Source organism: Bifidobacterium sp. LH_424 (genome assembly GCF_056356895.1).
Map to the genome: position 1 here is coordinate 50,471 of NZ_JBKEVC010000002.1, position 25,640 is coordinate 76,110.

Genomic DNA, 25,640 nt, shown 5'->3' on the forward strand with positions numbered 1-25,640 from the left:
TCCGAAGGATGACTGGGGGAGAGACCACCTCACAACTTCACCCACACTTCCCGCGAAAGGACCCCACCATGACCACCAACGACACGAACAAGACCCAGGTGCTCGACACCAAGACCACCGCCGCGACCGACGCGACGCAGGTCATCCCCGAGAAGGAGCGCCCGGCGGCGGCCGACGCGCGCGCCGCCGCGGCGACGCAGACCCTGCCGCCGACGGGTGGCGTTGCCGGCACCGCGGCCACGGGCACCGCAAGCGTCACCGGCAACACCACCGGTGACGCAGCCCGGACGGCCGCCGGCGCGAAGCCGGCGTGGGCGTCCGCCCAGCAGCCGGCCTACCAGCCGGTCGGCGACCAGTCCCGACACGCCGGATACGCCGGTACTCCGGCCGGCAACGGCACCGGATTCGGAACTGGTACGGGCACCGCCGATACGAACGCGTTCGCGGCGCCGGGCGCACCGCAGGCACCGTATGCGCCGGGCGATCCGGCCGTCGCAGCCGGCAATGGCGTGCCCGGAACGCCCGGCACCGGTATTCCCGGCGCATCCAACGGCTTCCCTGGCGCTCCCGGCGACGGCAAGGCGAAGCATCCGAAGCTGGGCGGCAAGACGGTGGCGATCATCGCCGGCGTGACGCTGGTGTGCGGCCTGCTCGGCGGCATCGCGGGCGGCGCGGTCGTCACCGCGTTCTCCGATTCCGGCCGCGGCGAGAGCACGAGCCAGATGGGCCAGATGCCCAGCGGCGCCTCGAACGGCAACAGCCAGGGCGGCGGCATGGGCGGCCAGATGGGCGAGCCGCCGAGCGGCGGCATGGGCCCCGGCGGTTCGTCCAACAGCCAAGGCGGCTCCTCCAACGGCGATTCCAACTCGTCCGGCTCGGGCTCCTCCGGTTCGAGCAGCTCCGGCTCGTCCAGCAGCTCGTCCGACACCGAATCCGGCTCCACCACCTCCGGCGATTCCATCGCCTCCTGACCGGCGGCTGGCTGGGGGAGAGATACCGCGAACGTCACGTTCCAGCTATCTCTCCCCCACCCGGCTTCGGCTGCCTTGCATCGGCTCGCCTGTCGGCTCGCACATCGCCTACAAACGCCTCTGGCGTTTGCTTCACGGCGATGTCCCGTCAGAGGGGGCCAAAAATAAGCACACATCAGCCATCACAAATTAGGCAGATTGACTAGCGACACGGCAATCGGCGGGGTTCCTTCATCACCCTCCACTAGGGTGAACACTGGAAAATCGTTTCGAGCAACAGCATCGAACGACAGCAAGTAGAAGGAATCACAGGCATGGGCAACGTTCTCGCAATCGTGAAACGCGACCTCATCCGCATGCTGAAAGTGCCGGCCGCATGGGTCATCGCCGCCGGACTGACTTTCATCCCCCCGCTGTACGCATGGTTCAACATCGTGGGATTCTGGAACCCGTACGGCAACACGCAAGGCATCCAGGTGGTCGTCGCCAACAACGACAAAGGCACGAACAGCGCGCTCATCGGCAAGCAGAACCTCGGCGACCAGATCATCACACAACTCAAGGCGAACCACCAGCTCGGCTGGACGTTCGCCGACGAGGCCGAGGCGATGAACCGCGTCCAATCCGGCAAGGCGTACGCGGCCATCGTCATCCCCAAGGACTTCAGCGACCGTCTCGCCGGCGTCGTGACCGGCGGCGCGCGACCGAAACTCGAATACTACGTGAACGAGAAGGCGAGCGCCATCGCCCCGAAGATCACGGACATCGGCGCGAGCACGGTGGACACGCAGGTCAACGGCACATTCGTCTCCACGGTAAGCGAGGTCCTCTCCGAAACCGTCAACAAGGCGACCGACACGGTCGAGACCACCGCCGGCACGCTCCAGACGAAGACGCTGCAATCCCTCGACGACGCGCTACGCGACGTGACGAACACGCGCGGCAAGGTCGAGGAACTCGCCGAAACGCTCAAAACGACGCCGCAGAAGACGCAACAGGCGCGCGAGGCGCTGGCCGACGTGCAGCGCCTCGCCGCCGACGCGAGCACCGGACTCGGCAGCGCGTCGCAGCTCATCGGTGCCACGCAGTCGACGCTCAACACGTTCGTGGCGACCACGTCGGGCACGCTCGACACCGGCACGTCGCTGCTGTCGCAGACCTCGCAGCAGGCGACGGACGGCGTCACGCGGGTGGCGGGCGGCATCACCGTCGCGAACGGCGCGGTCGGCGACGCGGTGACGACGCTCACGCAGGTCAATCAGACGAACAAGCAGGTCCTCGACCAGCTCAAGGCCATCGTCGCGAACCCGCCGGCCGGGCTCGACACGACCGCGCTGCAGCAGGTCATCGACAAACTCGAACAGCGCAACGCGGCCACCGCCGAAACACTCGCCAACGCGAAAACCCTCAACGACGACACGGCGAAGACCGTCACGTCGGTCTCCGGCCTCGCCACGACCTTCAACACGGCCACCCAGTCGACGCTCGCGACGACGACCGACGCGCGCAAGACGCTCACCACCGGCGCGCTGCCGCAGCTCAACAGCGGGCTCAACACGCTCGCCGGCACGACCGGCACGCTCGCTGGCGGCCTCACCAGCCAGGGCACGCTCATCAGCCAGACGAACGTCGTGCTCGACCAGATCGACCGCGCGGCCGCCGACACGGTCACCGCGCTCGGCGACACCGACAAGGCGCTCGCCGGCGTGCAGACGCGGCTCGACACGGTCGCCACCGACCTGCGCGCGCTCGACACGTCCAGCATGCTCGGTGAATTGTTCGGCACCAGCGGCGCGGACGGCGGCATCACGCTCGACACGAAGCGCATCGCCGAGTTCATGCTCTCCCCCACCGTGCTCGACACGAAGATCCTCTACCCGGTGAACGCGTACGGCTCCGGCATGGCGCCGCTGTTCACCAACATGGCGCTGTGGGTGGGCGCGTTCGCGCTCGCCGTGATCCTGAAGCTCGAGACCGACGACGAGGGCATCGAGAACATGACGATCACGCAGGGCTATCTGGGCCGCTTCACCCTGTTCTCCGTGTTCGCCGCCGCACAGGGATTCGTGACGACGGTGGGCGACCTCGTCATCGGCGTGCAGACGGTGAACGCGTTCGCGTTCGTCCTGACCGGCATGATCACGTCGCTCGTGTACGCCTCGCTCGTGTTCGCGCTGTCCACCACGTTCCTGCACGTCGGCAAGGGCGTGTGCGTGGCGCTGATCATCCTGCAGATCCCGGGCGCGTCCGGCCTGTATCCGATCGAGATGATGCCGGACTTCTTCCGCAACCTGTACCCGTTCTTCCCGTTCACGTATTCGATCGACGCGTTCCGCGAGACGATCGGCGGATTCTACGGCGCCCACTGGTTCACCCGGATCGCGCGCCTGCTGCTGTTCGCCGTGATCGGCCTCGCGCTCGGCCTGATCGTCCGCCCGCTCATGGCGAACGTGAACCGCCTGTTCGCGCGCGAAATCGAGGAGAGCGACATGATCATCGGCGAGCCGGTGCACATGCCCGGCACCGAATACCGGCTCTCCACGGCCGTGCGCATGCTCTCCAGCCACGAAGGCTACCGCGAGCGCATCGAACGGCAGGCGGCGCGCTTCGCCGTCCACTACCCGCGGCTCAAGCGCGGCGCGCTCGTCGCCGGCATCGTCGTGCCGATCGTGCTCGCCGTCACGTTCTCGCTCACCACGAACACGAAGCTCGAGGCGCTGCTCACGTGGATCGTCTGGATCCTGCTGATCATCGCGTTCCTCGTCACCATCGAGTTCATGAACGACAGCCTGCGCCGGCAGGTGGAGCTCGGCAACCTGGACGACGAGGCGATCCGCGCATACATCCGCGACAAGGAGCGGCTGCGGGAGCGCAACAGGCGGCGGGTGAAGGAGAAGCTCGCCAAGCCGCTCACGTACACGTTCGACACGTTCGAACCGTTCGACACGCGCGGCGGCGACCAGCACAACGGCAACCAACACCACGAGGGGAGGTCCGCGCGATGAGGACGATCTGGCGACTGTTCACCGGCGACGTGAGGCGCATGACCAGCAACGTCGTCTCCATCATCATCACGATCGGCCTGGTCGCGATCCCCGGCCTGTTCACCTGGTTCAACATCGCGGCCAGCTGGAACCCGTTCGACAATCTCAAGAACCTGAAGTTCGCGGTCGCGAGCGTCGACGAAGGCTACAAGTCCGACCTGATCCCCATCAAGATCACCATCGGCGACACGGTCGTCAACACGCTGCGCGCCAACTCGCAGCTCGACTGGACGATCACCACGAAGGACGACGCGATCGACGGCGCGAAATCCGGCAAATACTACGCGGCGATCGTCATCCCCAAGGACTTCAGCAAGAAGATGATGACCTTCTTCTCCGCCGACGTCGACCACGTGAAGATCGACTTCTACAACAACGAGAAGAAGAACGCGCTCGCCCCGAACCTCACCAACGAAGGCGCGAACGAGGTGAGCACGCAGGTCAACCAGATGTTCGCCAAGACGCTCACCGGCACCGCCCTGTCGATCGCGTCGCAGCTCGCCGACGACCTCTCCTCGCCAAACGCCAAGACCGCGCTCGACCGGTTCAGCGCGAACATCGGCGACTTCGCGACCACGCTGAACGACACGTCGTCGATGCTGTCCAGCTACGCGACGATCACCGGATCGGCGAGCTCGCTGCTCACCGAATCCGACGCGCTGCTCGACACCGCCTCCGACGCGGCGGACGCCGCCGGAACGCAGCTCGAGACCGCGAAACAGGGCGCGACCGACCTCTCCGGCGCGATGACCACCGCCGCCGACACGCTCGCCAGCGCGCTCGCCGCCAGCGCGAACAGCTACGGCGCGGTCGCCGACTCGGTCGACGACCTGTATGCGAACGCGGGCAAGCAGGCCACGGACACGGCCGCCGCGCTCGACACGCAGGCGAAGCACGTGGGCACGCAGATCGCCGACTACCAGACGATCCGCCAGTCGATCGCCGATTTGCAGGCCAAACTGCCCACCGATCTGCAGCCCGCGCTGCAGCCGATGCTCGACCGTCTCGACACGGCGATCGCCCTGCAGCAGACGATTCAGACGCGGCTCACCGACGCGGCGAACGCCGTGCGCGCGAAGAACACGGACGCGCAGAACCAGCATGCGCAGGTCAAGAGCCTCGCCACGCAGGCGAAGCAGGCGATCGCCGGCGTGAAATCCGATTTCGACACGCAGGTCAAGCCGCAGCTCAAGCAGCTGAACGCCTCGGTGACCGACGCCACGCAGGTGCTCGACGCGGGCGCCACGCGGCTTAAGAACACGCTCGGCGATCTCGACACGACCACGGCGAACGCGCAGGCCAATCTAGCCGACGTGCGCGAGACGCTGGAATCGGTGTCCGACAAGCTCGCGAAGGCCGGCGAGGAGCTCGGCTCGTTCGACGAGAAGCTGGCGGCCGCGTTGGACAGCGGCGACATGAGCACGGTCCGGGCAGTGCTCGGCAACAATCCGGATACGCTGGCCGCCACGTTGGCGGCACCGGTCCAGCTCACGCGCAAGGCACTGTTCCCGGTGAGCGACTTCGGTTCGTCGCTCGCGCCGCTGTACATCCTCCTGCCGCTGTGGGTGGGCGCGCTGCTCATGGTCGTCACGTTGAAGACCACGGTGTCGCGCCGCACGCGCAAGGAGCTCGGCGACCCGCGGCCGCACCAGATGTACCTCGGCCACTACGGGATCTTCGCGCTGATCGCACTGCTGCAGAGCACGTTCTCGCTGGGCGGCGCGCTGCTGTTCATCCACGTGCAGGCCGTGCATCCGCTGCTGTTCATGCTCACCGGATGGGTGAGCTCGCTGGTGTTCTCGTTCTTCACGTACACGATGGTGGTGAGCTTCGGCAACGTGGGCAAGGCGATCGGCGTGCTCATGCTCATCGTGCAGATCTCCGGTTCGAACGCCGCCTACCCGCTGCAGATGCTGCCCGACTGGATCGGGGCGATCAGTCCGGCGCTGCCCGTCACCCACTCGGTGACGATGATCCGCGCGGCCATCGCCGGCATCTACGACATGGACTACTGGCGGGCGCTGGGCGCGCTGCTGCTGTTCGTCCCGCCGATCCTGCTCGTCGGACTCGTGCTGAGGAAGCCTTTGGTGCGGTTCAACCAGTGGTACGTGGCCAAAGTCGAGAGCACGAAGATCATGGCGTAGGGGCGTAGGGGTTCGGTCCGGGAACGTCACGGTTCGCTCCCTCATCGTCACGGTTCGCTCCGGGGTTTGCCACGGTTTTCCGTTGCAGACCCCGGAGCGAACCGTATCAGGCGTGGAGCGAGCCGTGAACATCACGGAGGAACGGCAGGGCCGTGAACAGCGGCAGACCGTAGAACACCGGAATCGGATACCAGAACAGCGCCTCGGGCGAGGCGTACAGCGACATCACGGTGAAGACCAGCAATCCGAACGCGGCGAGACGCGGGCCGATCGACGCGTCGACGCCCGCGAGCGCTCCCCTGTTATCACGGGAATCATGGAAATCACGAGAATCACGGGAATCGGCGATGACGGTGCGACGGCGACGTCGCGTCACCGACTCTGCAATCAACGCGATCGCGGCTGCCGACGGAATCCACGTGACATAGAGCGCCATCGACGTGAACGGATTGCCGGCGGCGGTGCCGGAGGCCGCCGCGACCGTGCCGGCGCCCGTGCCGCGCACCCAGTCGCGGACCGAGCGCAACGTGTCGCGCGCCCACCGCGGCCGCGCCGACGTGCCGGCAAGCGGCGCGAGGTCGCGCGCGATGGCGGCCATGCGCGCGGACCCGGCGGACGTGCCGGAGCCGCCGGTGCCGCCGCCAGCGCGGCGCACCTCGGCGGCGGTCAGATACGTGGACCACTGCTTCAGATAGCCGCCGCGCAGCAGATAGTCGGAGTCCGTGGGGTAGGCGAAATTGACGCGCGGATTCCACCATCCGCGCGTCTGGGCGGCGTACGCGCGCGCGTAGACGAGCGGATGCGCGAGGCCGAGCCGCGCCCACGCGCGCACGGCCGCGAGCTTCTGCGTGGTCGTCGGACCGGGCGCGACGACGGTGCCGTCGTCGGCGCGACGCGGCTCCTTGAGCGTATGGAACGTCTCGTCGGACCGGTGCGGATTGATGGTCGTGGCGGCCTTGTCGAGATCCATGATCCCGTCCAATGCGCGGCGCTGGGCGGGGTCAATCGCGGACGGGTCGTCGTGGGCGAGACGCGCGACCGGCTGCGTGACGATGCCCCAGACCTCGCGACCGGGCGATGGGGTCGCATGGGTCGCGGCGGCGGCGATTGGCGCGAACACGGTCTGCGCGAGGAGGACGGCGACGACGAGGCAGATCGCGGCGCGGGCACGGTCGGAAAGGCGCGGCGCGGCGGTGCCGGCGGGGAGATCATCGCGACGGGGCTTCCGCCCAGCGCAGACGCACAGCAATCCGATGCCGGCGCAGACGACGATGGGCAGGGCCGTGCGCTTCGACGCGACGGACGCGAACGTGAGCAACGTGAACGCGACGGCGACCGGCATGCGGCGCAACACGCGGCCGCGCGTGAGGCATGTTTCGGCGAAGATCACCGCCATCGGGAGGAAGAAGACCGTGTGGAGGGAATCCTTGCCCATCGTGGTCGAGGCGGCGACGACCACGTAACTCGTCGCGGTGTAGACGAGGCCGAGGGTGACGAGCCACAGGGGCGCGCCGAGCTTGCGGATGTAGCAGAGCATGAATGCGATGCCGGCGGCGAGGGCGAGCGACTGCACGATCGTGTAGACGGCCTGGCCGGCGAGCGGGGAGCCGAAGACCGCGGTGCCGAGATGCCAGAAGAGCCCGAAAATCAGGGTGTCGAACAGCGGATGCTGCGTGTAGTAGTGGTGCAGGCCCATCGCCTGAAGGTATTGGGCCATCGTGTCGTCGCGCATGGCGCCGGGCCACGTGAGCGCGATCCACGGCAGCCAGCACACAACGATCAGGGCGAAGTAGAGGACGAAGCGCTCGCGCAATGCGACGGTGAAGGCCGATGGCCGGCGGTCGGCGAACCAGAGACGGGCGGCGGCAGGCCAGGTGCGGATGATGCCGGAGCCGGCCCGCGCGACGCCGGACTGAGTTCGCGCGGCGGATGACCATGTATCCCATTCAGACACCCCACCAGTGTACGCGGCTTCACGGCGACATGGCTTCACGGCGACGCGGCTTCACGGTTGCACATCGTTCGGCGCAAGGAATCCCGGAAAACTGAGGTATCGTCCGGGAATAGTTGCACTGAGACACGGTCAGCGCAAATTTTCCCGGGAAATGGGACTTTCTTCCGGGATTTATTGCGCTGAGGACCAATCAGTGCAAAGATTCCCGGACGAAACCGCGTATTCCCGGGAATAGTCGCGCCGAAAAGCGCCGGGGACGCTGTTGAGACCCCGGAGACCGGCGGCCAGAGACCGGCGGCCGGCGGCTATTGGATGGCTACTGAATAGCTACTGGATGGCTACTGGACGGAGGCCTGTTCGCGGGCCAGGTCGAGGGCCTTGTTGAACGCGTCGGACGTCCAGCTGGCGCCGGCGACCTTGTCGACCTTGAGGCCCTTGAGCGGCTTACCGTCCACCACGCCGTTGATCGCGTTCGCGAAATCGGTCTGGTGCTTCTTCGAGATCGATGTGAACGGGTGGCCGATCACCTCGACGGTCTGGACGTTCTGGTCCTTGATCGTGATGTGGACGTCGATGGAGTCCTCGCCCACCGGGCCGTACTGGCCGTTGATCGAATACGTGCCGTCCTTGTAGTTGCCGGTGTCCTTCGCGGCGGAGGAATCGGAGGAATCGCCGGAGCCGGAGCCGGACGACGAATCGGACGACGAATCGCCGGACTGCGACTGCTCCTCCTGCGACTTCTCGGTCTCGCCCGAATTGCCGGCGTACTGGTCGTCCATCGGCGTGGCCTTCGACTCGGCGCAGCCGGCGACGCCGCCCAGCAGCACCAGCGTCGCGGCCGTCAGCGCGACCGTCCTGACGGCCTTCCGTGTGTTGTCGTTCCTCTGTTCGTGCATATCGACCATCCTAGCCGCCGGCCGCTCAGTCCTCGCCACCGGTCTTGGCGGCCTTGGTGGGGTCGGCGAAGCCGATGGCGGTCTCGCCGGTCTGCGCGCCCTCGACCTGCGCGCCGGTGGAGGCCGGACGTCCGCCAGCGGCCTCGTACGCCTTGCGCGCCGCCTCGTCGTTCCACTTCTCGCCGACGAGCACGCCGTGGTTGAGCATGATCTCACGCTGGGCGCAGCTGGCGACGAGCGCGTCATGGGTGACGACGATGATCGTCGTGCCCTGCTCGTGCAGCTGGCGGAACAGGTCGAGCACGATCTTCTCGTTCTTCTCGTCGAGGTTGCCGGTCGGCTCGTCGGCGAGGATGAGCTTCGGCTCGTTGATGAGGGCGCGCGCGATGCACACGCGCTGCTGCTCGCCGCCGGACAGCTGGCTCGGCAGATGGTGGGCGCGGTCCTTGAGGCCGACGCGCTCCAGCGCCTTCATGGCCTGGTCCTCGTCGACGACCGAATGGTAGTACTGGGCGACCATCACGTTCTCCACGGCCGTCAGATGCGGCACGAGGTAGAACTTCTGGAACACGAGGCCGATCATGTTCTTGCGCACGTCGGCGAGCTGCGAGGCGTTGAGGTCCTCGAGCTTGCGGCCTTCGAGTTTCACGGAGCCCTTCGACGGGGAGTCCATGCAGCCGATCATGTTCATCAGCGTGGTCTTGCCGGAGCCGGACGAGCCGACGATCGCCAGCCATTCACCTTCCGGCACGGTGAGGTTCAGGTCGTCCACGGCATGCAGGTCGCCGTAGATCTTCGAAATATGGTCGAGTTCAAGCAACATGGTGGTTTTCCTTACTCCTCGCGAAGCACGATGGCGGGGTCGATGCGGGTGGCGCGGTGGACGGGCGGGATGGAGGCGACGACGGCGACGAGCGCGGCGAGTACCACGGACGCGACGCCGAGCGCCCAGTTGAACGCGATCGCGCGTTCGAACACGGCGACGCACAGCCAGCTGGCGAGCCCGTAGCCGATCGCCGTGCCGACGAGGCCGCCGATCAGGCCGTACATCGCGGATTCGACGTAGAACTCCACGCCGATCGCGGCCGAGCTCGCGCCGAGCGCCTTGCGCAGGCCGATCTCGTTGCGCCGCTGCGAGACGATCGAGCTGATGGTCGTGCCGACGCCGACGAGCGTGAGCACGAGCACGACGAGCGAGACGATCCAGAACAGGGTCTGCAGCATCGTGATGATGCGCGTGTCCGACGCGGTGATCTTCGTGACCTGCTGCGCCTTCACGTGCATCGACGTCATGTCGTTGATGCTGGAGACGAGCGCGTTCAGATCGCTCGCACCGGACGAGTATTCGATGACATCCACGCCGCGCTTCACGCCGGTGAGCTTGTCGACGTCGGCGTTGGTCGCGTAGATGATGGAATCCTCACTACCGCCGGTGTCGACGATGCCGGCCACGCGGAACTCGGTTCCGGTGGTGTCCATGATGTCGCTGTTCACGCGGCCGTCGCGCATCTGCTGGGACGATTGCGAGGATTGGGAAGCGGCGTCGGATTCGGGGGATTCGGCGGTGGAGGAAGAGGAAGAGGCCGAGGAAGAAGAGGCGTTGTCGGAGGCGCGGTAGCCGATGGTGATCGAGCCGCCGACCTTCAAACCCATCGCGTCGGCGACGTCACGGCCGACGAGCACCTTGCCGGCGGTCGGCCAGGAGCCGTCCACCACCCAATGATGGTTGAGGTTCCTCACCTGGGCGGCGTCCACGCCGGCCATCACGTACGGCGCGGCGTTGACGCGCACGTTCTCGTAGCGGTAGGTGGCGTGCTTCTGCGAGCCCTTCGCCGCGACCATCTCGGTGGTGTGCTGCACCATCGCCGCGTCGATGCCGGTGGATTTCGCGGCGGAATCACCGGATGCCGACGCGGAATCACCGGACGTCGAGACGTCGGACTCCGTACTCGAGCCGGAATCACCGGTGGGCGTGACGATGAGGTTCGCGCCGTACGCGCGCATCTCCTGGTTCATCTGCTGCGGCACGGCGATGCAGATCATCGCCAGGCAGAACAGCGTGGCCGCGCCGACCAGCGACGCGATGACCGCCATGACCGCACGCGAACGGCGGCGGAACACGGCACTGAACAGCATCCGGAAGAACATGCCGGTATTCGTCATCGCAACCCTCCTTCTTCTTGGCTCCCCTTGTCAGGGAAGCTGTCGTCGACAGACGACTGAGGGGTAGTCACCGTACCACTCGTCTCTCCCCCAGTCAGCTTCGCTGACAGCCCCCTCATCAGAGGGGGCCGCATAGTTTGACGATCAGCGACCATGGAGCACCTCCGCGGGCTTGAGGCTCAGAATCGAGCGAATCGACGAGGCGCTGGCCAGCGCGACCGTGAGCGCGAGCAGCACGAACACGAGTACGAACACCATCGGACGCATCGTGATGCCGGAACCGAACACCACCTGTCCGATGATCTGCGCGACGCCCGAACCGAGTCCCGCGCCGACCACCGCGCCGAGCAGCGAGACGGTCGCCGTCTCCGCCATCATCAGGCGGGAGACCGCGCCATCGGTCGCGCCGATCGCCTTGAGCAACGCGAGTTCGCTGGAGCGCTCGCCGATCGACGCGACCATCAGGTTCGCGACGGCCACGGCGGCGGCGATCAAACTCAGCACCGTCATCAGGATCATCACGGCCTGCGTCTTCTGCAGGACGTTGCCCTGCAATGCGGCGACCTGACGCACCTGCTTGGCGACCGCCCCCGGAATCACCTCTTCGATCTGGTAGGCGATCGAGCTCGGGTAGGCGGTGCAGTACCAGGTCTCCCACTCGTCCTGGCTCAACGCGGCCGGGTTCTTCGCGGCCTTGCGCGCCAGATCGTTCTCCGGCGTGGTGAGCGCCTTCACCTCGATCTTGTCAATCGAATCGGGCAAGTCGGCGAGCACCTGCGCGGTGGACGAGGCGATGTACAGCGAACCGTTCTCGTCGTCGCCGGAATCGTAGACGCCGGTGAGGCGAATCTTCTGCGTGTGCGTCTGCCCGGACGCGGTCTTCTTGGTGAGCGTGACCGTGTCGCCGCGCTTGACGCCGAGCTGCTGCGCGAGAGTCGCGCCGATCACGCCCTGGTCGGAATCGTCCTTCGGCCACGTACCGTCGAGCGTCCACCACGAGCGCATGCCCTCGACGCCCACAACGGTGGTCTCACCGGATTCGAGCTTCAGCTTCTTGTTGAACCACGTGCCGACAATCGGCGCATTGACCGACTGTCCGCCACCGTCCGCCCCCGAGACCTCGGCGTGCACGTTGAGCTGCGGCGCGAAGTTCGTGATGTTGAACGCCCAGAAGATCGTCTTGATCTTCGCCGCGTCGGACTCCTTGAGGAACGACGTCGGGTCGGATTCTGCGGCCGCGCCGCCCGTCGCGCCCTCCGTGTTGTACAGGTCGGAGACGACGGCGTCCGACTTCGGTTGCACGGTGATGTTCGAGCCGTACGTCGACAGTTCGGCGTTGAGCTTGTCGCCCACGTCGAACACGACGCCGAGCATCGCCACGCTCACCGTGGCCGACAGGCACACGGTGAGGGCGATGAGCAGCCGCCTGCGCAGCTGGCGCGTGAACGACCGCGCGATCATTCGCAGAAAGAACATTGTTCCTCCTTGTTCCGTTGTTGCCTCCCTCTGACGAGGGAGACCATCTCACGTTCCACCCCGCTCCCCCTGAAGGGGGCGCATGCATAGTCACTGGAAGTGGGCGCTTAGGGCGTCCAGGTCGGCGGTGTGGATCGTGATCTTGCCGTTGCCGGTCTTGTACGGGAACGGGATCGGGTTGCATCCGCCCTTGAATCCGATGGTCGCCAGGTTGATCGCGACCTCGCACTTCTTGCAGATGATCTTGCCGTCCTTCTCGTAGTAGCCGGCGTCGCCGCAGTTCTCGCACGCGTCGAGGCCGATGCCGTACGCGCCGCCGTTCTTCTTGATGATGATGAACCGCATCGAGGTACCGTCCTTCGCCTTGTATTCGAAGCGGTGCAGATGCCCGTCCTCGACCTGGCTGAACGGAATCGTCGCCACGCCGTCCTTCAGCGAATACGCTTCCGGCGGCGACAGCGTGATCGTGCGCGTGGTCGCGGCGACGCCCGCGGTGAGCGTCACGGTCACGCCGATCGCGGCGACGAGACTCCACACGGCCGCGGCGACGGCACGACGGCGGAACGCCTTGTGCCGTCGCACGTCGGCCTCGTTCTCGCCGTCGCGCGGTTTCGTCGGCGTGCGGAAGCCGGCGACGATCGACGCGATGGCGGGGATGACGAACACGACGCCCTGCGCGATGATCATCTGCGTGTTGTGGTTGATGGACCAGACGAGCGGCTGGAACAGGAAGTGCGGGAAGAGCAGCGAGTGCGCCTGGATGATCTGCAGCAGTCCGGTCGCGTGCTGGACGAACAGAATCGCCATCATCAGCGCGGCGGCCGCGGTGAACGCGGGCCGCACGGCGGTGTTGCGCATCGTGCGGAAGATCGCCGCGACGATGACGGACATGACGACGCCGAGCACGAAACCGAGCGCGCGCAGCAGCATCGCGGACGTGAACGCGGTCTCGCCCGGCTCCACCCAGATTGTGAGCTGGAGGATCACGTCCGGCAGCGCGTAGAAGACGGTGAGCGCGATGGCGAGGGCGCCGACCGCGTTGGCCGCGTGCATGAGCGGCGCGTGTTTGCGCCAGTCCGTGGTGATCCAGTGCCCGGCGATGACGGCCACGATGGCGAGCACGTCGACGATGACGGCCACGGTGAGCACCGGCTGGTTGACGAAGGTGCGCTGGTTGATGACGGCGGTGGCCCTGAGGGCGGCGAACACGATGGCCGCGACCGTGCCGAGCAGCAGGCCGTAGAGACGCCAGTGGGCGCTGAACGGTTTGTCCTTGCCTTCGCCGACCGTGAGCGTCACGCTCAGGCACATGACCAGCAACGCGGGTGCCAGTGTCCCCGGCATCACCGCAACGAATTGTTCCAGCATTCGCGCCCTTTCGATTGTATGCGACTCCCTGCGATGAGGGAGCTGACCGCCATAGGCGGACTGAGGGAGAGATTACCGCAAAACGGACTGAAGCCCCCTCTGACGAGGGGGCTGTCGGCGAAGCCGACTGGGGGAGAGACCGCGGCGGCAGCCGTGATGAGAGGGAATCGGCCTTCGGCCGATACCGTGTTCTCCGCGGCTTGCGCCGCTCTTCTTCTCTCCCTCCGTCATCGCTTCGCGATGCCACCTCCCTCGTCAGAGGGAGGCATCACCGGCGAATAACGGACGTTCGCTTACGCGAACGGCTGTTCGCTTCACGGCTCGGCCACTCCGCCGTGGTGATTTCCTACGGAAATCACCACTGACGCGGAGTGTACTCCCAGTTGTCGAAGGTGACTTCGAGGGGCTCGGTCCAGAAGTGGCCCTTGACGCCGGTCTCCGGGTCGACGTGGAGCATCCAGCCCTTCTTGGCCGGGGACTCGATCGAGAGCTTCAGCTGGTAGGTGCCGGCCTTGTCGAGCTTGACGTTGGCGCCGTAGTGCGGGCCGTCGGAGGCGTTCATCTGCATGAAGGTGCCGGATGTGGCGGTGCCGCCCTCGACTTCCTTGCCGGTGGACTTGTCGATGATCGTGTAGTTGACGGTCAGATCCGGGATGAAGTCGCCCTTGCCGTAGCCGAGCTCGGTGCCCTTCTTGTTGGCGTGGATGTCGGCCTCGAGGTGGAAGGAGGCGTCCGCGGCCTTGAGGCCCATGGAGGACGGCTCCATGTCGATCGGCTGGAAGTAGACGGCGCCGACGGTCAGCGGGCCGACTTCCTGATCCTGCTCCTCGGCGGTGCCGGACGGGCCGACCGGGACCTCTTCGAAGCCGGTGCCGGAATCGGAGGCGGAGGAATCGGAGTTCGAGTCGGAGGACTGCGAGGAGGAGTCCGACTTGGCGGAGGTATTCGAGCTGTCGGAGGAGCCGCAGGCGGCCAGCGAGAACGCCATGGAACCGGCGAGCAGCACGCCGAGCAGGGCGGCGATCTTCTTGTTCTTCATCATTTCTCTATCCTTTTCTTGTGGGAGTGAAGGAACCCCACAACAGGGACTTCACAGCTTGTTGGTTGAATTATCGATTACTCGGGAAAGTCTTACTTGGCGGAACCGGCCTTCGCGGAACCGGCCTTCGCTGCGGACGCCTTGAGCTTGCGCTGCTTGGCGAAACCGACCACGAACAGCGCGATCACGGCGACGGCCGCGAGCACCTGCGCGACGATGCACTCGACGTACGGGTAGAAGCCGAGCCAGTCGTTCGTCGGCACGCCGTCCAGATAGATGGCGGGCAGCAGGTCGCCTTCGATAAGCGCGTGCACGCCGCCGCCGGCGAAGACGACGACCAGCACGGACATCAGGATCGACGTGACGAGGAAGAACGGGCCGATCGGGATCTTCACGGAGGTGAAGCGGATAATCAGGAAGATGATCACCAGCACGACGGCCGCGGCGATGCCGCCCGTCCACATGCCCTTCGAATCCTGGCTCATCGAGTAGATGGACTGATAGAAAATCACGGTCTCGGCACCCTCGCGGAACACGGCGAGGAAGCTCAGCATGGCGAGTGAGACGATCGTGCCGAACGCCACCTTCTCGCCGGCCTCGACCTGTGCGGAGACGGACTTGACGGCTGCCTCGGTCTTGGTGCGGATGTAGCGGTTCCACGCCTCGACGCTCGACTTGTTGAGCATCCAGTTGCTGGTCCACAGGAGCATGCCCATGGCGATCAGGGCGCACACGCCCTCCATGATCTCCTGCTGCGGGCCGGAGCCGCCGAACAGGAGCGTGAAGATCACGGCGATGATGCCTGAGCCGGCGAGGCCGGCGACGACGCCCAGGTAGATCCACTTGGTGAAACGCTTGTTGCCGGACTTGACGAGGTAGGCGATCACGGCGGCGACGACGAGCAACGCCTCAAGACCCTCGCGGATGAGGATGAGGAACGCCTGGCCGACGGCGCTGGTGATGAACTTGGTGAAACCGCCCTCCTTGTCGGCGGCGCCGCCGTCGAGGATGCCGGCGTCCTTGACGAGCATGGCCTTGAGGTCGTCGACGAGCTTCTTCGTGGACTTGAGGTCCTTGCCCTTGTTCATCGCGGAACGGGTCATCTTGAACTGGTATTCGACCTGCGAGACGCGGTTACCGGAGATCGCGTTCATCACGTTCTTCTCGAAACCGAGCTTCTCGTAGTACTGGTAGTACGCGTCGTTGACGAGCGTGGCGCCCTTGGCGCCATCGCCGTTCTCGTACGCCTTGTACGCGTTGTCGAGAATCGGGGTCATCTCGTTGGCCACGTCGGTCCAGGAACGGTTGCCCTTGCCCGGGTTCTTCTTCTTTTTGGCGTCGAGCTCCTTGCGCTCCTTGTCGAGCTCGGCCTGCAGGGCCTTCGCGTACTCCTTCGGCTTGGCGAGCCCGGTGTTCGCATCGAGCTGCTGCGCGGTGGCGTCGAGGTCGGCGACGAGCGCGGTGATCTTCTGATCGAGCTCATCGTTGTTGCCGGGCACGTAGGAGAGGTTCTGGATGTCCTGGAACGCCTGCTGCTGGGAGGTCTGCTTGTCCGCGCCGATCGTGGAGTTCACGACGGCGGTGAAGTTGGAGGCGACGTAGATCGAGTTGTACGCGGCCATGAAGTCGGAAGTCGCGCCGGACGTGTTGCCGTCCTCGTACTCCTGCTGGCCGTCCTGCAGCTGTTCGGCCATCGCCTCGGAGACCGCGGACCACGTCTTGTAGTCCGTGGCCTTGCTGGTGGCGGAGGACAGTCCGGACGAGGAGCCGGCGGCGAGCGCGGTCTGTGGGACGGCGGCGAACGGGGTCACGGCCATCGCCACGATCATCATCAACGCACCGGCGAACGCGACGAGCTTCACCGGAACGCGCTTGAGCAACGCGGACATTCCAGGGTCTTCCTCTCTAATTTCACAATCCATCAGAACGATAGAGAAAAAATTCCCGGAACAACAGTCTTGATTTTTGCGGATTATTGAGGTAGTCGGCATGCGGAGCGACGTTTTCGGGGTGGAAATCCTTGTTTCGTCACGGTTTTGGCACGTCCGTGCCGGGAAGACGCCATTCGCCGCGTCTCACATCGCGAACCGGACATACCGCCGCCCATGTCTCATTCCATATTGCGGACCCTCCGCACCCCCTCAGTCCGGCTTCGCCGGCCAGCTCCCCCTGAAGGGGGCGCAATCCGCCATGCGTCACACGCATGACAATCCTCTTCGCGCCCCCTCTCAAGGGGGCGCAATCCTCTTCGCTCCCCCTTTGAGGGGGAGCTGTCGGCCATAGGCCGACTGAGGGGGGGGGTATGACCGTCACCCTTCCATAGCCGTCACCCCTCCAGCACGCGCAGCACCTTGCGTTCGTCGTAGAAGGCGAAGACCACGCCGCCGATGCCGCACAATACCGCGGCGCTCACGGCGGCGATGCGGTAGCCGGCACCGGACGCCATGCCGATCGTGGAGACGCCGGTGAACAGCAGCATCGCGACGGACTGGCCCATCTTCATCGCGAACGTGCGGGCCGCGTAGAACATGCCCTGACGGTCCTGGCCGGTGGTCTTCGAGCTGGCGTCGGCGATGTTGGCGACGATTGCCTGCGGCAGGATGCCGAACGCGGCCATCGGCACCGCGCCCACGACCGACAGCAGCACGCCCTGCGCCATCGGCGGCAGGAACGCGACCGCGCCGGAGCCGAGCGCGCTGGCGAACGCGAACGCGCAGGTGAAGATCACGAACGCGACGAGCAGCAGCCGTTTCTTGCCCACACGGTTGGCGAGCAGGTTGACGGGCACGTAGAACAGCACGGAGACGCCGGTCATCAAGACGAAGTAGACGGTGGTCGTGGTCTCGGGGAGCTTCAGCAGCGAGGTCACGAAGAACGGCAGACCGGTCTGGAACGTGGTGATCGCCACCCAGTAGACGACGTCGGAGCAGACGAACTTGCGGAACTCGCCGTCGCCGAACGTCTGCCGCAACGATGCGACCGTCGATTCGGACGTGGGCTTCGAGTCGACGTACTCCTTCTCGCGGATGGCGAGCGGCGGCACAAGCATGCATACGAACGCGACCACCGCCATGATCGTGAACGTGAGGCGGATCGCGTCGACGCGGCCGAACATCGGCACGAATCCGCCCCAGATGACGGGCGCGACGTAGGCGACGGCCGTGCCGAACACCCACGTGAACGAGATGGCGGTGGAGATGGCGAGCTGCTGTTTGGAATCGTGCCCAAGTTCGGCGATGAGCGCGTTGTACGGCGTGCAGTAGAAGGTGAGCGCGATGTAGTAGCCGATCACGGTGACGAACAGCACGGCCGCGTTCGCCCAACTCGTGCCGTCGACCGGACTCCAGAAGACAAGCACGGTGACGAGCGCAAGCGGGAGGGCCGCGAACTTGAGGAACGGCATGCGGCGACCGGCCTTCGCGTCGCAGCGGTCGGACAGGGAGGCGACGGCCGGGTCGATGAACGCGTCGAAGAAGCGGGCGAACGCGGTGATGCCGCCCACCACGGTGACGACGCCGAGCACGGCGAGCCCCTGCGGCACGAACACGGTCTGGCCTTGGGCGATGGTCTCGTTGTCCGGCTGGTAGAAGTACACGAGCCAGTTCGAGATGATGCCGGAGAGCAGCGCCCAGCCGAACTGTCCGATCGCGAACGCCCAGATCTTCGGGGTGGGCAGGTCCTTGACCAGCGCGGCCTTGCCCCGTACAGCGTCATCCGTCATATGCAACCTCCGTGACCTCATTGACACCGCGTCAATCCTAGCATCGGGATATATCCGATCGATGCGCTTCCCTCCGAGGTTAGCCCCGTTCCCCCTCAGTCCGGTCTTCGACCGGACAGCTCCCCCACGTCCGTGGGGGAGCAAAGGCACATCCGTCACTTTGCGCCCCCTTCAGGGGGAGCTGGCGGCCGAAGGCCGACTGAGGGGGTACCCGCCTTGAGCTCCCCATATCCGTGGGGGAGCAAGGTTTGTCGCGCGACCGCGTCCAGCCGGCAACGACGGCTCCCCCCATATCCGTGGGGGAGCAAGCCGGCGGATGGACGCCCGCAGGGGTGCGCTCCTACACTGGGACGGCATGACGTCACTTGCCGAACGTATGCCGTACACGATGGCCTTTCCGCACGCCCTGGGCACCGGAATCATCGTGCAGTCGTCCGAAACCGCCGGCGACGGACGGCGGATCGACGGGTTCATCGAGCGGTATGAACGCGTGTTGTCGCGGTTCCGCGACGATTCCCTCGTATCGGCGATGCGACGCGCTGAGCGTGGCGGCACGTTCGCGTTCCCCGATTGGGCGGGGCCGCTGTTCGACCTCTATGATCTGCTGTGCGAGGCGACCGACGGCGCCATCGACCCGTGCGTCGGCGAAGACCTCATCCGCCTCGGCTACGACGCCCACTACTCATTCACCCTCTCCCCCGGCGCGATTCCCACCACCGCGGATTCCTCCAATGCTTCCCGCACGACCCCCGACCCGACTGCCCGACCCGATGCGCGCGGCAGCGCACTCGGCGCAATCCATGGACGGCCGACGTGGCACGGAGACGTGACGCGCACCGGCGAACACGGCACGACGCTCGTCACCCACCGCCCGGTCGCCCTCGATTTCGGCGCCTGCGGCAAAGGCTACCTCGTCGACCTCCTCGCCGCCCGTCTCACCGACCCTTCGTCCCCCGCCCCTGCGTTCCCTTCAGAGGGAACCGGCGACCGAAATCCGACTGAAGGAGCAAACCCCACATTCGCCACCACCTCCCCCGCGCCCCCTTCAGCGGGAGCTGTCGCGCGAAGCGCGACTGAGGGGGTGCCCGAGCCCGCACCTATCCCCACATCCACCCCGACCTTCGTCATCGACGCCGGCGGCGATCTCCGCCTCGACTCCCCCGCCCCCGTCACCATCGCCCTCGAGGACCCGTCCGACGAATCCCGCGCGATCGGCACGGCGAGCGTCACCCGCGGCGCGTTCTGCGCGAGCGCGCCGAGCCGCCGCCGCTGGACCGCGCACACCCCCGACGAACGCACGACGATGACGGTCCACCACCTGCTCAACGCGATCGACGGCCTCCCGGTCGACGACGTCGCCGCGACATGGATGTACGTACCGGCCGCGGGCACGAACCACGATTCCCGCGAGACGGACGGCCCCACGGCGCTCCCCCGCCATGCCGCGCTTCCCCTCTACCCCACCGCGCTGGCCGACGGACTGGCGACCGCGCTGTTCGTCGCCGACCCGAACACGCTGCACGCGCGGCTGACCGCGCTGCACCCCGGAATCACGTTCGAGTGCGCCGTACTCAAGGCCGACCGCACGGCCATCGTCTCCGGCGGGTTCCCCGGCACGCTGTTCACCGCATAACCCAGCCGTCTCACGGTTTTCCACGGTTTTCGGGCAATCGGGCCCTTACGATTGCGCGGCTGCGGAACATGAGTAAGATTATTCCGGCCTGATTCGCCGAAGACGGCGGAAATCCGCGGGCGGCGACGGCAACGAGCGCGCACGATCGCGCATATCACACACGAACCGGACACAACCTCACACGGGCATACGCACGAAGGAGCGGAGATGACGAACGACCAGCAGCACGCCACCGACACCCCTGACACCACCAACACCATCGAATCCCCCGAAACCACCGCCAACACCACCACCGGATCCCCGGCCCAGTGCACGAAGAAGGACATGCGCATCGGCATCATCGTGGCCATCGTGGTCGTGATCGCCTCGATCGCCACGTTCGCCTTCACATGGGGCGGCGGCAAGGCGAGCGCCGAATCCGTGGAGAACTGCGAGACGCAGATCGTCGCGCTCAAAGCGCATCAGGACGCGCTCAAGACCGTGAAGGCCGAGGCCGACGAAGCCGTCAAGAACGCCGACGGCAAGACCGACCCCGACCAGCTCAAGGCCGTCAAGACCGCACAGGCCGCCGTGGACAAGCTGGGCGACGCGCCCACCTGCCCGTCCGACGGCTCCCAGCAGGACGTGGACGAGGCGATCGCCGCGATCCGCGACTACTCGGACGATCTGCGCAACGCGACCAGCGGCCTCGACGCCGCGGCGAAGGCCCTCGGTGGCGACGCCGAGTAATCACGCTTCCGGAATCACACGGCCAAACACGACCGAACAGGAACCGAACGTGATGGTCGTGTGAGACCCGGAAGCGTCCAGCCGACGTTCAGCGTCCCCGTGCCATACTGGAGCCGATACAACGGACCGGACGAACCGTCACGGCCCGTAACGCCACAGAAAGCCGGGGACCACACATCACATGCTGTTGACCACGCCGCCGGGCACGCCGAGCACCACGCCGCTGGTCTCCGTCATCGTGCCCGTGTACGACACCGAGGATTATGTGCGCTACTGCGTCGACTCGATTCTCAGGCAATCGCACCCGCGGCTCGACATCATCCTCGTCGACGACGGCTCCACCGACTCGAGCGCCGCCATCCTCGACGAATACACGCTGCGCGACGACCACGTGACCGTCATCCACCAAACGCACGCCGGCGCGGCGAAGGCACGCAACGCGGGCCTCGACGCCGCGCGCGGCGAGTGGGTGACGTTCGCCAACAGCGACGACATCCTCGACCGCCGATACGTCGAACTGCTGCTGCACGCCGCCGAACGTACCGGCGCGGACCTCGCCAAGGCACGCTGGAAGCAGTTCGGCGTCGCGCGGCTGTACGACGTGGCGGAGGCCACGGCGGAAGGCGCGCGCGAGCCGGAACGCGTGACCGTGTTCACCGACGCGCTCAAGGCGTACCAGAACGTGTTCTGCAAGAGTCTGCGGCTTGTCGGCACCGAATTCGGGCGCAACACGGAAGCCCGGTATTTCAACGATTCCTGCTGGGGGCGGCTGTACCGGCGCGAACTGTGGGAGGGACTGCGGTTCCCGGAAGGCACGCGCGCGCACGTCGCGATGGTGGCGGGCGAACTGTATCTGCGCGTGCGCAAGGTCGCCGACATCGACGTGACGCTCTACCACCAGCTGCAGCATGAGGGCGACGAGCCGCCGGAACGCGAGTTCGGCTACCAGCATGATCAGGCGGTCGCAGCCGCGCACAACTTCGATCTGGCGATGGAGCACGGCGTGCTGCCGGCACGCAGCTACTACGCGATGTCGAGCGCGTGCGACGCGGAGGCGGCGGCGGATTCCGATGCGGCTGCCGACGGCGACGCGGACGATGCGACGCGCGAGGCGCATCAGGAGGCGTATCAGGACGACCTGCTCGCGTTGTCGGAGATGACCGGGCGGCTCACGCCGGCGCAGCGCGTCAAGTGCACGACCACGCAGCTGATCAGGCGGCTGGAGCATCGCGTGTACTGGATGCGCGCGGACCTGCTCAAGCGCGACCGGAAGCCGTGGACGACGGCGGACATGCACATCGACGAGGATGGAGCGGATTTGCCGGACGCCGGAACGTCCGCGGGCGCCGGCGACGCTACTCCACGCTCTTGAGCGCGCCGACCGGGTCGATGCGGTCGAGCACCGGCTTGGTGAGCCAGGCGACGAACTCGGCGAAGACGAGCGTCGCGAACGCGGCCGCAAGATAGCTGGTCGGGCGCAGATCCACTTCGAAATACAGGGACGGCATGCCGAGCGCCGCGGTGAGGAGGCCGCCGATCCAACGGCCGAGCGGCAGGCCGACCGCCACGCCCATCCACGTGAGCACGCGCATCTCGCGGCTCACGTACTGGTGGATCTCGCGCTTGCGGAATCCGAGCACCTTGAGCGTGGCCATCTCGCGCACGCGTTCGGAGATGTTCGTGTTCGCGAGCGTGAACAGCACGACGAGGCACAGCGCGCCCGCGAGTCCGACGATCAGGGCGACGACCGCGCCCATCAGGTCGAAGGAGAATCCGTCGGCGAGTTCGGCGGTGCCGACAGCGCTGACGACGGCGGGGTCGTCGGCGAGCTTGTCGACGTAGGCGGTCTGGGCGGCGTCGTCGCCTTTGAGTGTCGCGTAGACGGCGTTCCAGACGGGGGTGTCGTCGGAGTCATCGGAATCCGCGGAATCACCGGAATCACCGAACAGACGCTGGTACAGTGACTCGCTCACGTACACGTCCGAACCGACGAGACTGCGCGTGACGGCGGCGACGCGCGTCTTCGCGCGCGTCAGGTCGCCGCCGCGCAGCGTGACCGTGTCGCCCGCGTGCACGCCGAGCGCGTTCGCCGCGGACTGGCTGACGATCGCGCCGGAGTCGTCGAGCGTGACCTCGCCGCCGCCGGAGCGGCCGAACATGCCGCCGCTGTAGCGGTAGAGATCGTTGTCGCTCGCCTCGCGCAGGTCGATCATCGTGTTGAGGCGTTTCAGCGAACGTTCGGGGACGACGATGAGCTGGATTGTTTCGCTGGAGGCGGGCTGGGTGGTGCCGGATGTCGTGGAGGTCGACAGCTCGCCGCTTTCCACGCGGATGCGCAACGTCGCGGTGGTCTTGCCGTCCTTGTCGAGCCGTGCGCGCAGGGCGGGCGCGTCGGCGTCGGCGGAGACGGCCATGAGGTCGTACCGGTAGATGCCGTCGTACTGTTTCGGGCCGATCGCGGCGACCGTGTCGTTGATGGCGAGGCCGCACAGGATGAGCGCGGTGCAGCCGGCCACGCCGCCGACCGTCATCACGAGACGCGACTTGAAACGGAAGATGTTGCGTGCGGTCACCTTGTTGAGGAAGCCCATGCGGCTCCAGACCGGGCGGATGCGTTCGAGGAGGATGCGCGCGCCGGCCTTCGGCGCCTTCGGGCGCATCAGCTCGGCGGGCATGTGGCGGATGTCGCGGCGGCAGGCGAACGCGGTGGCGGCGAGCACGCCGACCACAAACAGCGCGATGCCGGCCGAGCCGTACAGCCAGTCGTATTCGAGACGTGCGCCGGGCAGCGTGTACAGGCCTTCGATCACGACGAGCAGGAACGCGGGAATGCCGAGGAATCCGGCGAGCAGACCGAGTCCGCCGCCGATCAGGCAGGCGAGCAGCGCGAACAGCAGATAGCGGGAGGCGACGGCGATGCCGCGGTAGCCGAGACCGAGATAGGTGCCGATGAGACCGCGGTCCTCCTCGACCATGCGGGCCATCGTGGTCAGGCTCATCAGCACGGCGACGAGCAGGAACACGACGGGGAACGCGCGGCCGATCGATTCGATCGAGGTCATGTCCGATTTGAAGGCGCTGAAGCCGCCGATGTCGGCGCGGGTGGTCACATACCAGCGAACCTGCGGGATTTGGGAGGCAACCTGTATGGTTTGGGCGTCGATCTGCTGGATCGCGGCCTCTTTCTGTGCGGTGAGGTCCGCCTGCGCTTGGTCGAGCTGGGATTGGGCCTGTTGCAATTCCGGGCTTTTCGCGATGACGGATTGCCGGACTACTGCGGGGTCGTATGCAGGTTGGGTGGAATGGTCTGCAGGTTGGGCGGAATTTCCTACAGATTGGGGCATCAACCCTGCAGATTGCGCCGCCAATCCATCAACTTGGGCGTCGAACTGCGCACGTTGCTGGTCGAGTCGGGCTTGGGCGTCCGCGAAACGCTGTTCGGTCTCGGCGCGGGCCTTATCGAGTTTCGCCTGAGCCGCATCGGTGAGCTGTTGACGGCGGGCCTTCTCGCGCTTGGACTGGATGGTGTTCTCGATGCGGCTCGCCACCGTGCGCACGGCGGTGTCGTAGTCGTCGGAGAACGTGTCGAGGTCGGATGTTCCGGTGACGCGCAGGCTGATCGATGTGTAGATGTCGTCGGCGGTCTCGGAGGCGATGGCGGTGGTGCTGTCGGCCGCGTTGTCGGTCGTTTCGGTGGTCGTTTCGGTGGTCGCGTTGTCGTCTGTACCGCCCGCCAGCGCGAAGAACGCGTAGTCGTCGGAGGCGGTGGAGCGGAAGGCGTTCTTCGAAGCGTACCCGTCCGGATTGGCGAGATCCTGCGGGTCGATGACCACGCCGGTGATGGTGAGCTTCGTCTTCTTTGACTTTTCCGACTGCTCCGATGTGACGCCGAACCGACCACCGACCTTGAGGCCGCTGTCGCTGAGGAACCGCTTCGTGACGGCGATTTCGCCGGTCTTCCGCGGCAGCCGGCCCTCCGTGAGGTACGGGCGATCGAGGCCTGTCGCGGCGTCGCCGTCCACACCGCCGCCGACTCCCCCGATCTCGCGGATTACCGCGGTCTTGTCCGAACCATGCACGCTCACGGTCACTGTCTGCGAGCGCTCCGCCTGCACCGATTCCACACCGCGCACCTTGCGTAGCGCGGCCACGTCGTCGTCGGTGAGGCCCGCGGTGGAGACGACCTGGATGTCGCGCAACCCCTGCGATTCGTAGAAGCGGCCGGCGGCGAGGAACGCGTCGCGGCAGCCCGCGTAGATGCCGGTGAGCACGGCCACGCCGAGCAGGGTGATCAGCGCGATGGAGACGAACCGCTTCCACGACCGCCGCCAGCAGCGCAGCATGTCCTTGAGAAACGCCTGCGACATCACGCACCTCCTTGTCCTCTTCCATTGTCTTCGCGCCGGTCCGCGGACGCAAACGCGATCGCCGTGGGGAAACGGCATACAATACCGTGGTTGCGAACCGTCGCGCACGGCCCACAAGGTCTCCCGCGGCGGGCG

The 25,640-nt window shown here is 66.3% G+C and carries 16 protein-coding genes; 6 read left to right on the top strand and 10 right to left on the bottom strand.

Annotated elements, in window-relative coordinates; all coding sequences use genetic code 11:
* Nucleotides 1-68 precede the first annotated feature (68 nt).
* The 3 genes from AC1AYP_RS03445 to AC1AYP_RS03455 all read left to right on the top strand — a co-directional run bounded on the left by AC1AYP_RS03445 (nucleotide 69) and on the right by AC1AYP_RS03455 (nucleotide 6,159).
* The gene (locus tag AC1AYP_RS03445) at nucleotides 69-971 is read left to right on the top strand and encodes a hypothetical protein (protein ID WP_476544999.1); all 903 of its coding nucleotides are present in this window, start codon (nucleotides 69-71) and stop codon (nucleotides 969-971) included.
* A gap of 314 nt (nucleotides 972-1,285) precedes the next feature.
* On the top strand, nucleotides 1,286-3,976 hold the full coding sequence (locus tag AC1AYP_RS03450) for a YhgE/Pip family protein (protein ID WP_476546752.1): 2,691 nt from the start codon (nucleotides 1,286-1,288) through the stop codon (nucleotides 3,974-3,976).
* Nucleotides 3,973-6,159, top strand: coding sequence for a YhgE/Pip domain-containing protein (locus tag AC1AYP_RS03455; protein WP_476546753.1), 2,187 nt, complete (start codon nucleotides 3,973-3,975; stop codon nucleotides 6,157-6,159). The genes AC1AYP_RS03450 and AC1AYP_RS03455 overlap by 4 nt, the downstream gene beginning before the upstream one ends.
* A 106-nt stretch (nucleotides 6,160-6,265) precedes the next feature.
* Here the strand turns inward: AC1AYP_RS03455 and AC1AYP_RS03460 are convergent, their stop codons facing one another.
* The 9 genes from AC1AYP_RS03460 to AC1AYP_RS03500 form a co-directional block, all read right to left on the bottom strand.
* Entirely contained in the window at nucleotides 6,266-8,113 is a 1,848-nt protein-coding gene (locus AC1AYP_RS03460; RefSeq protein ID WP_476546754.1) for a DUF6020 family protein, read from the bottom strand.
* A 338-nt stretch (nucleotides 8,114-8,451) separates the two neighbouring features.
* Nucleotides 8,452-9,009 (bottom strand): FMN-binding protein, encoded by a 558-nt coding sequence (locus AC1AYP_RS03465; protein ID WP_476546755.1) that lies wholly within the window; start codon nucleotides 9,007-9,009, stop codon nucleotides 8,452-8,454.
* 25 nt (nucleotides 9,010-9,034) lie between these two features.
* Nucleotides 9,035-9,832: an ABC transporter ATP-binding protein gene (locus AC1AYP_RS03470; protein WP_034529854.1), complete on the bottom strand. Its 798-nt coding sequence runs from the start codon at nucleotides 9,830-9,832 to the stop codon at nucleotides 9,035-9,037.
* A gap of 11 nt (nucleotides 9,833-9,843) precedes the next feature.
* A complete protein-coding gene (locus AC1AYP_RS03475; RefSeq protein WP_476546756.1) occupies nucleotides 9,844-11,172 on the bottom strand; it encodes an ABC transporter permease in 1,329 nt (442 codons plus the stop codon).
* A gap of 144 nt (nucleotides 11,173-11,316) precedes the next feature.
* Complete coding sequence (locus tag AC1AYP_RS03480) at nucleotides 11,317-12,648, bottom strand: ABC transporter permease (RefSeq protein WP_476546757.1); 1,332 nt, start codon at nucleotides 12,646-12,648, stop codon at nucleotides 11,317-11,319.
* A 90-nt stretch (nucleotides 12,649-12,738) separates the two neighbouring features.
* A complete protein-coding gene (locus AC1AYP_RS03485; RefSeq protein ID WP_476546758.1) occupies nucleotides 12,739-14,016 on the bottom strand; it encodes a Fe-S-containing protein in 1,278 nt (425 codons plus the stop codon).
* A 355-nt stretch (nucleotides 14,017-14,371) separates the two neighbouring features.
* Nucleotides 14,372-15,058, bottom strand: coding sequence for an iron transporter (locus AC1AYP_RS03490; RefSeq protein WP_476532434.1), 687 nt, complete (start codon nucleotides 15,056-15,058; stop codon nucleotides 14,372-14,374).
* 89 nt (nucleotides 15,059-15,147) lie between these two features.
* The gene (locus AC1AYP_RS03495; RefSeq protein WP_476532586.1) at nucleotides 15,148-16,887 is read right to left on the bottom strand and encodes an FTR1 family iron permease; all 1,740 of its coding nucleotides are present in this window, start codon (nucleotides 16,885-16,887) and stop codon (nucleotides 15,148-15,150) included.
* A 494-nt stretch (nucleotides 16,888-17,381) separates the two neighbouring features.
* Nucleotides 17,382-18,776: an MFS transporter gene (locus AC1AYP_RS03500; protein ID WP_476546759.1), complete on the bottom strand. Its 1,395-nt coding sequence runs from the start codon at nucleotides 18,774-18,776 to the stop codon at nucleotides 17,382-17,384.
* Nucleotides 18,777-19,131: 355 nt separating this feature from the next.
* Here AC1AYP_RS03500 and AC1AYP_RS03505 point away from each other — a divergent pair, with 355 nt between their 5' ends.
* The 3 genes from AC1AYP_RS03505 (at nucleotide 19,132) to AC1AYP_RS03515 (ending at nucleotide 22,510) form a co-directional block, all read left to right on the top strand.
* A complete protein-coding gene (locus AC1AYP_RS03505; RefSeq protein ID WP_476546760.1) occupies nucleotides 19,132-20,409 on the top strand; it encodes an FAD:protein FMN transferase in 1,278 nt (425 codons plus the stop codon).
* A 207-nt stretch (nucleotides 20,410-20,616) separates the two neighbouring features.
* Nucleotides 20,617-21,138: a hypothetical protein gene (locus AC1AYP_RS03510; RefSeq protein WP_476546761.1), complete on the top strand. Its 522-nt coding sequence runs from the start codon at nucleotides 20,617-20,619 to the stop codon at nucleotides 21,136-21,138.
* A gap of 181 nt (nucleotides 21,139-21,319) precedes the next feature.
* Nucleotides 21,320-22,510, top strand: coding sequence for a glycosyltransferase family 2 protein (locus AC1AYP_RS03515; protein WP_476546762.1), 1,191 nt, complete (start codon nucleotides 21,320-21,322; stop codon nucleotides 22,508-22,510).
* Here AC1AYP_RS03515 and AC1AYP_RS03520 read toward each other — a convergent pair.
* Nucleotides 22,494-25,505 carry an FtsX-like permease family protein gene (locus AC1AYP_RS03520; protein ID WP_476546763.1) on the bottom strand — a complete coding sequence of 1,004 codons (3,012 nt, stop codon included), beginning with the start codon at nucleotides 25,503-25,505 and terminating at the stop codon, nucleotides 22,494-22,496. The genes AC1AYP_RS03515 and AC1AYP_RS03520 overlap by 17 nt on opposite strands.
* Nucleotides 25,506-25,640: the final 135 nt, after the last annotated feature.

What these genes read in the sequence shown, in the direction of transcription:
- AC1AYP_RS03500 (WP_476546759.1), bottom strand. Translation starts at nt 18,776, where the DNA reads ATGACGGATGACGCTGTACGGGGCAAGGCCGCGCTGGTCAAGGACCTG.
- AC1AYP_RS03455 (WP_476546753.1), top strand. Translation starts at nt 3,973, where the DNA reads ATGAGGACGATCTGGCGACTGTTCACCGGCGACGTGAGGCGCATGACC.
- AC1AYP_RS03490 (WP_476532434.1), bottom strand. Translation starts at nt 15,058, where the DNA reads ATGATGAAGAACAAGAAGATCGCCGCCCTGCTCGGCGTGCTGCTCGCC.
- AC1AYP_RS03510 (WP_476546761.1), top strand. Translation starts at nt 20,617, where the DNA reads ATGACGAACGACCAGCAGCACGCCACCGACACCCCTGACACCACCAAC.
- AC1AYP_RS03475 (WP_476546756.1), bottom strand. Translation starts at nt 11,172, where the DNA reads ATGACGAATACCGGCATGTTCTTCCGGATGCTGTTCAGTGCCGTGTTC.
- AC1AYP_RS03480 (WP_476546757.1), bottom strand. Translation starts at nt 12,648, where the DNA reads ATGTTCTTTCTGCGAATGATCGCGCGGTCGTTCACGCGCCAGCTGCGC.
- AC1AYP_RS03495 (WP_476532586.1), bottom strand. Translation starts at nt 16,887, where the DNA reads ATGATGATCGTGGCGATGGCCGTGACCCCGTTCGCCGCCGTCCCACAG.
- AC1AYP_RS03520 (WP_476546763.1), bottom strand. Translation starts at nt 25,505, where the DNA reads ATGTCGCAGGCGTTTCTCAAGGACATGCTGCGCTGCTGGCGGCGGTCG.
- AC1AYP_RS03450 (WP_476546752.1), top strand. Translation starts at nt 1,286, where the DNA reads ATGGGCAACGTTCTCGCAATCGTGAAACGCGACCTCATCCGCATGCTG.
- AC1AYP_RS03505 (WP_476546760.1), top strand. Translation starts at nt 19,132, where the DNA reads ATGACGTCACTTGCCGAACGTATGCCGTACACGATGGCCTTTCCGCAC.
- AC1AYP_RS03515 (WP_476546762.1), top strand. Translation starts at nt 21,320, where the DNA reads ATGCTGTTGACCACGCCGCCGGGCACGCCGAGCACCACGCCGCTGGTC.
- AC1AYP_RS03470 (WP_034529854.1), bottom strand. Translation starts at nt 9,832, where the DNA reads ATGTTGCTTGAACTCGACCATATTTCGAAGATCTACGGCGACCTGCAT.
- AC1AYP_RS03485 (WP_476546758.1), bottom strand. Translation starts at nt 14,016, where the DNA reads ATGCTGGAACAATTCGTTGCGGTGATGCCGGGGACACTGGCACCCGCG.
- AC1AYP_RS03465 (WP_476546755.1), bottom strand. Translation starts at nt 9,009, where the DNA reads ATGCACGAACAGAGGAACGACAACACACGGAAGGCCGTCAGGACGGTC.
- AC1AYP_RS03445 (WP_476544999.1), top strand. Translation starts at nt 69, where the DNA reads ATGACCACCAACGACACGAACAAGACCCAGGTGCTCGACACCAAGACC.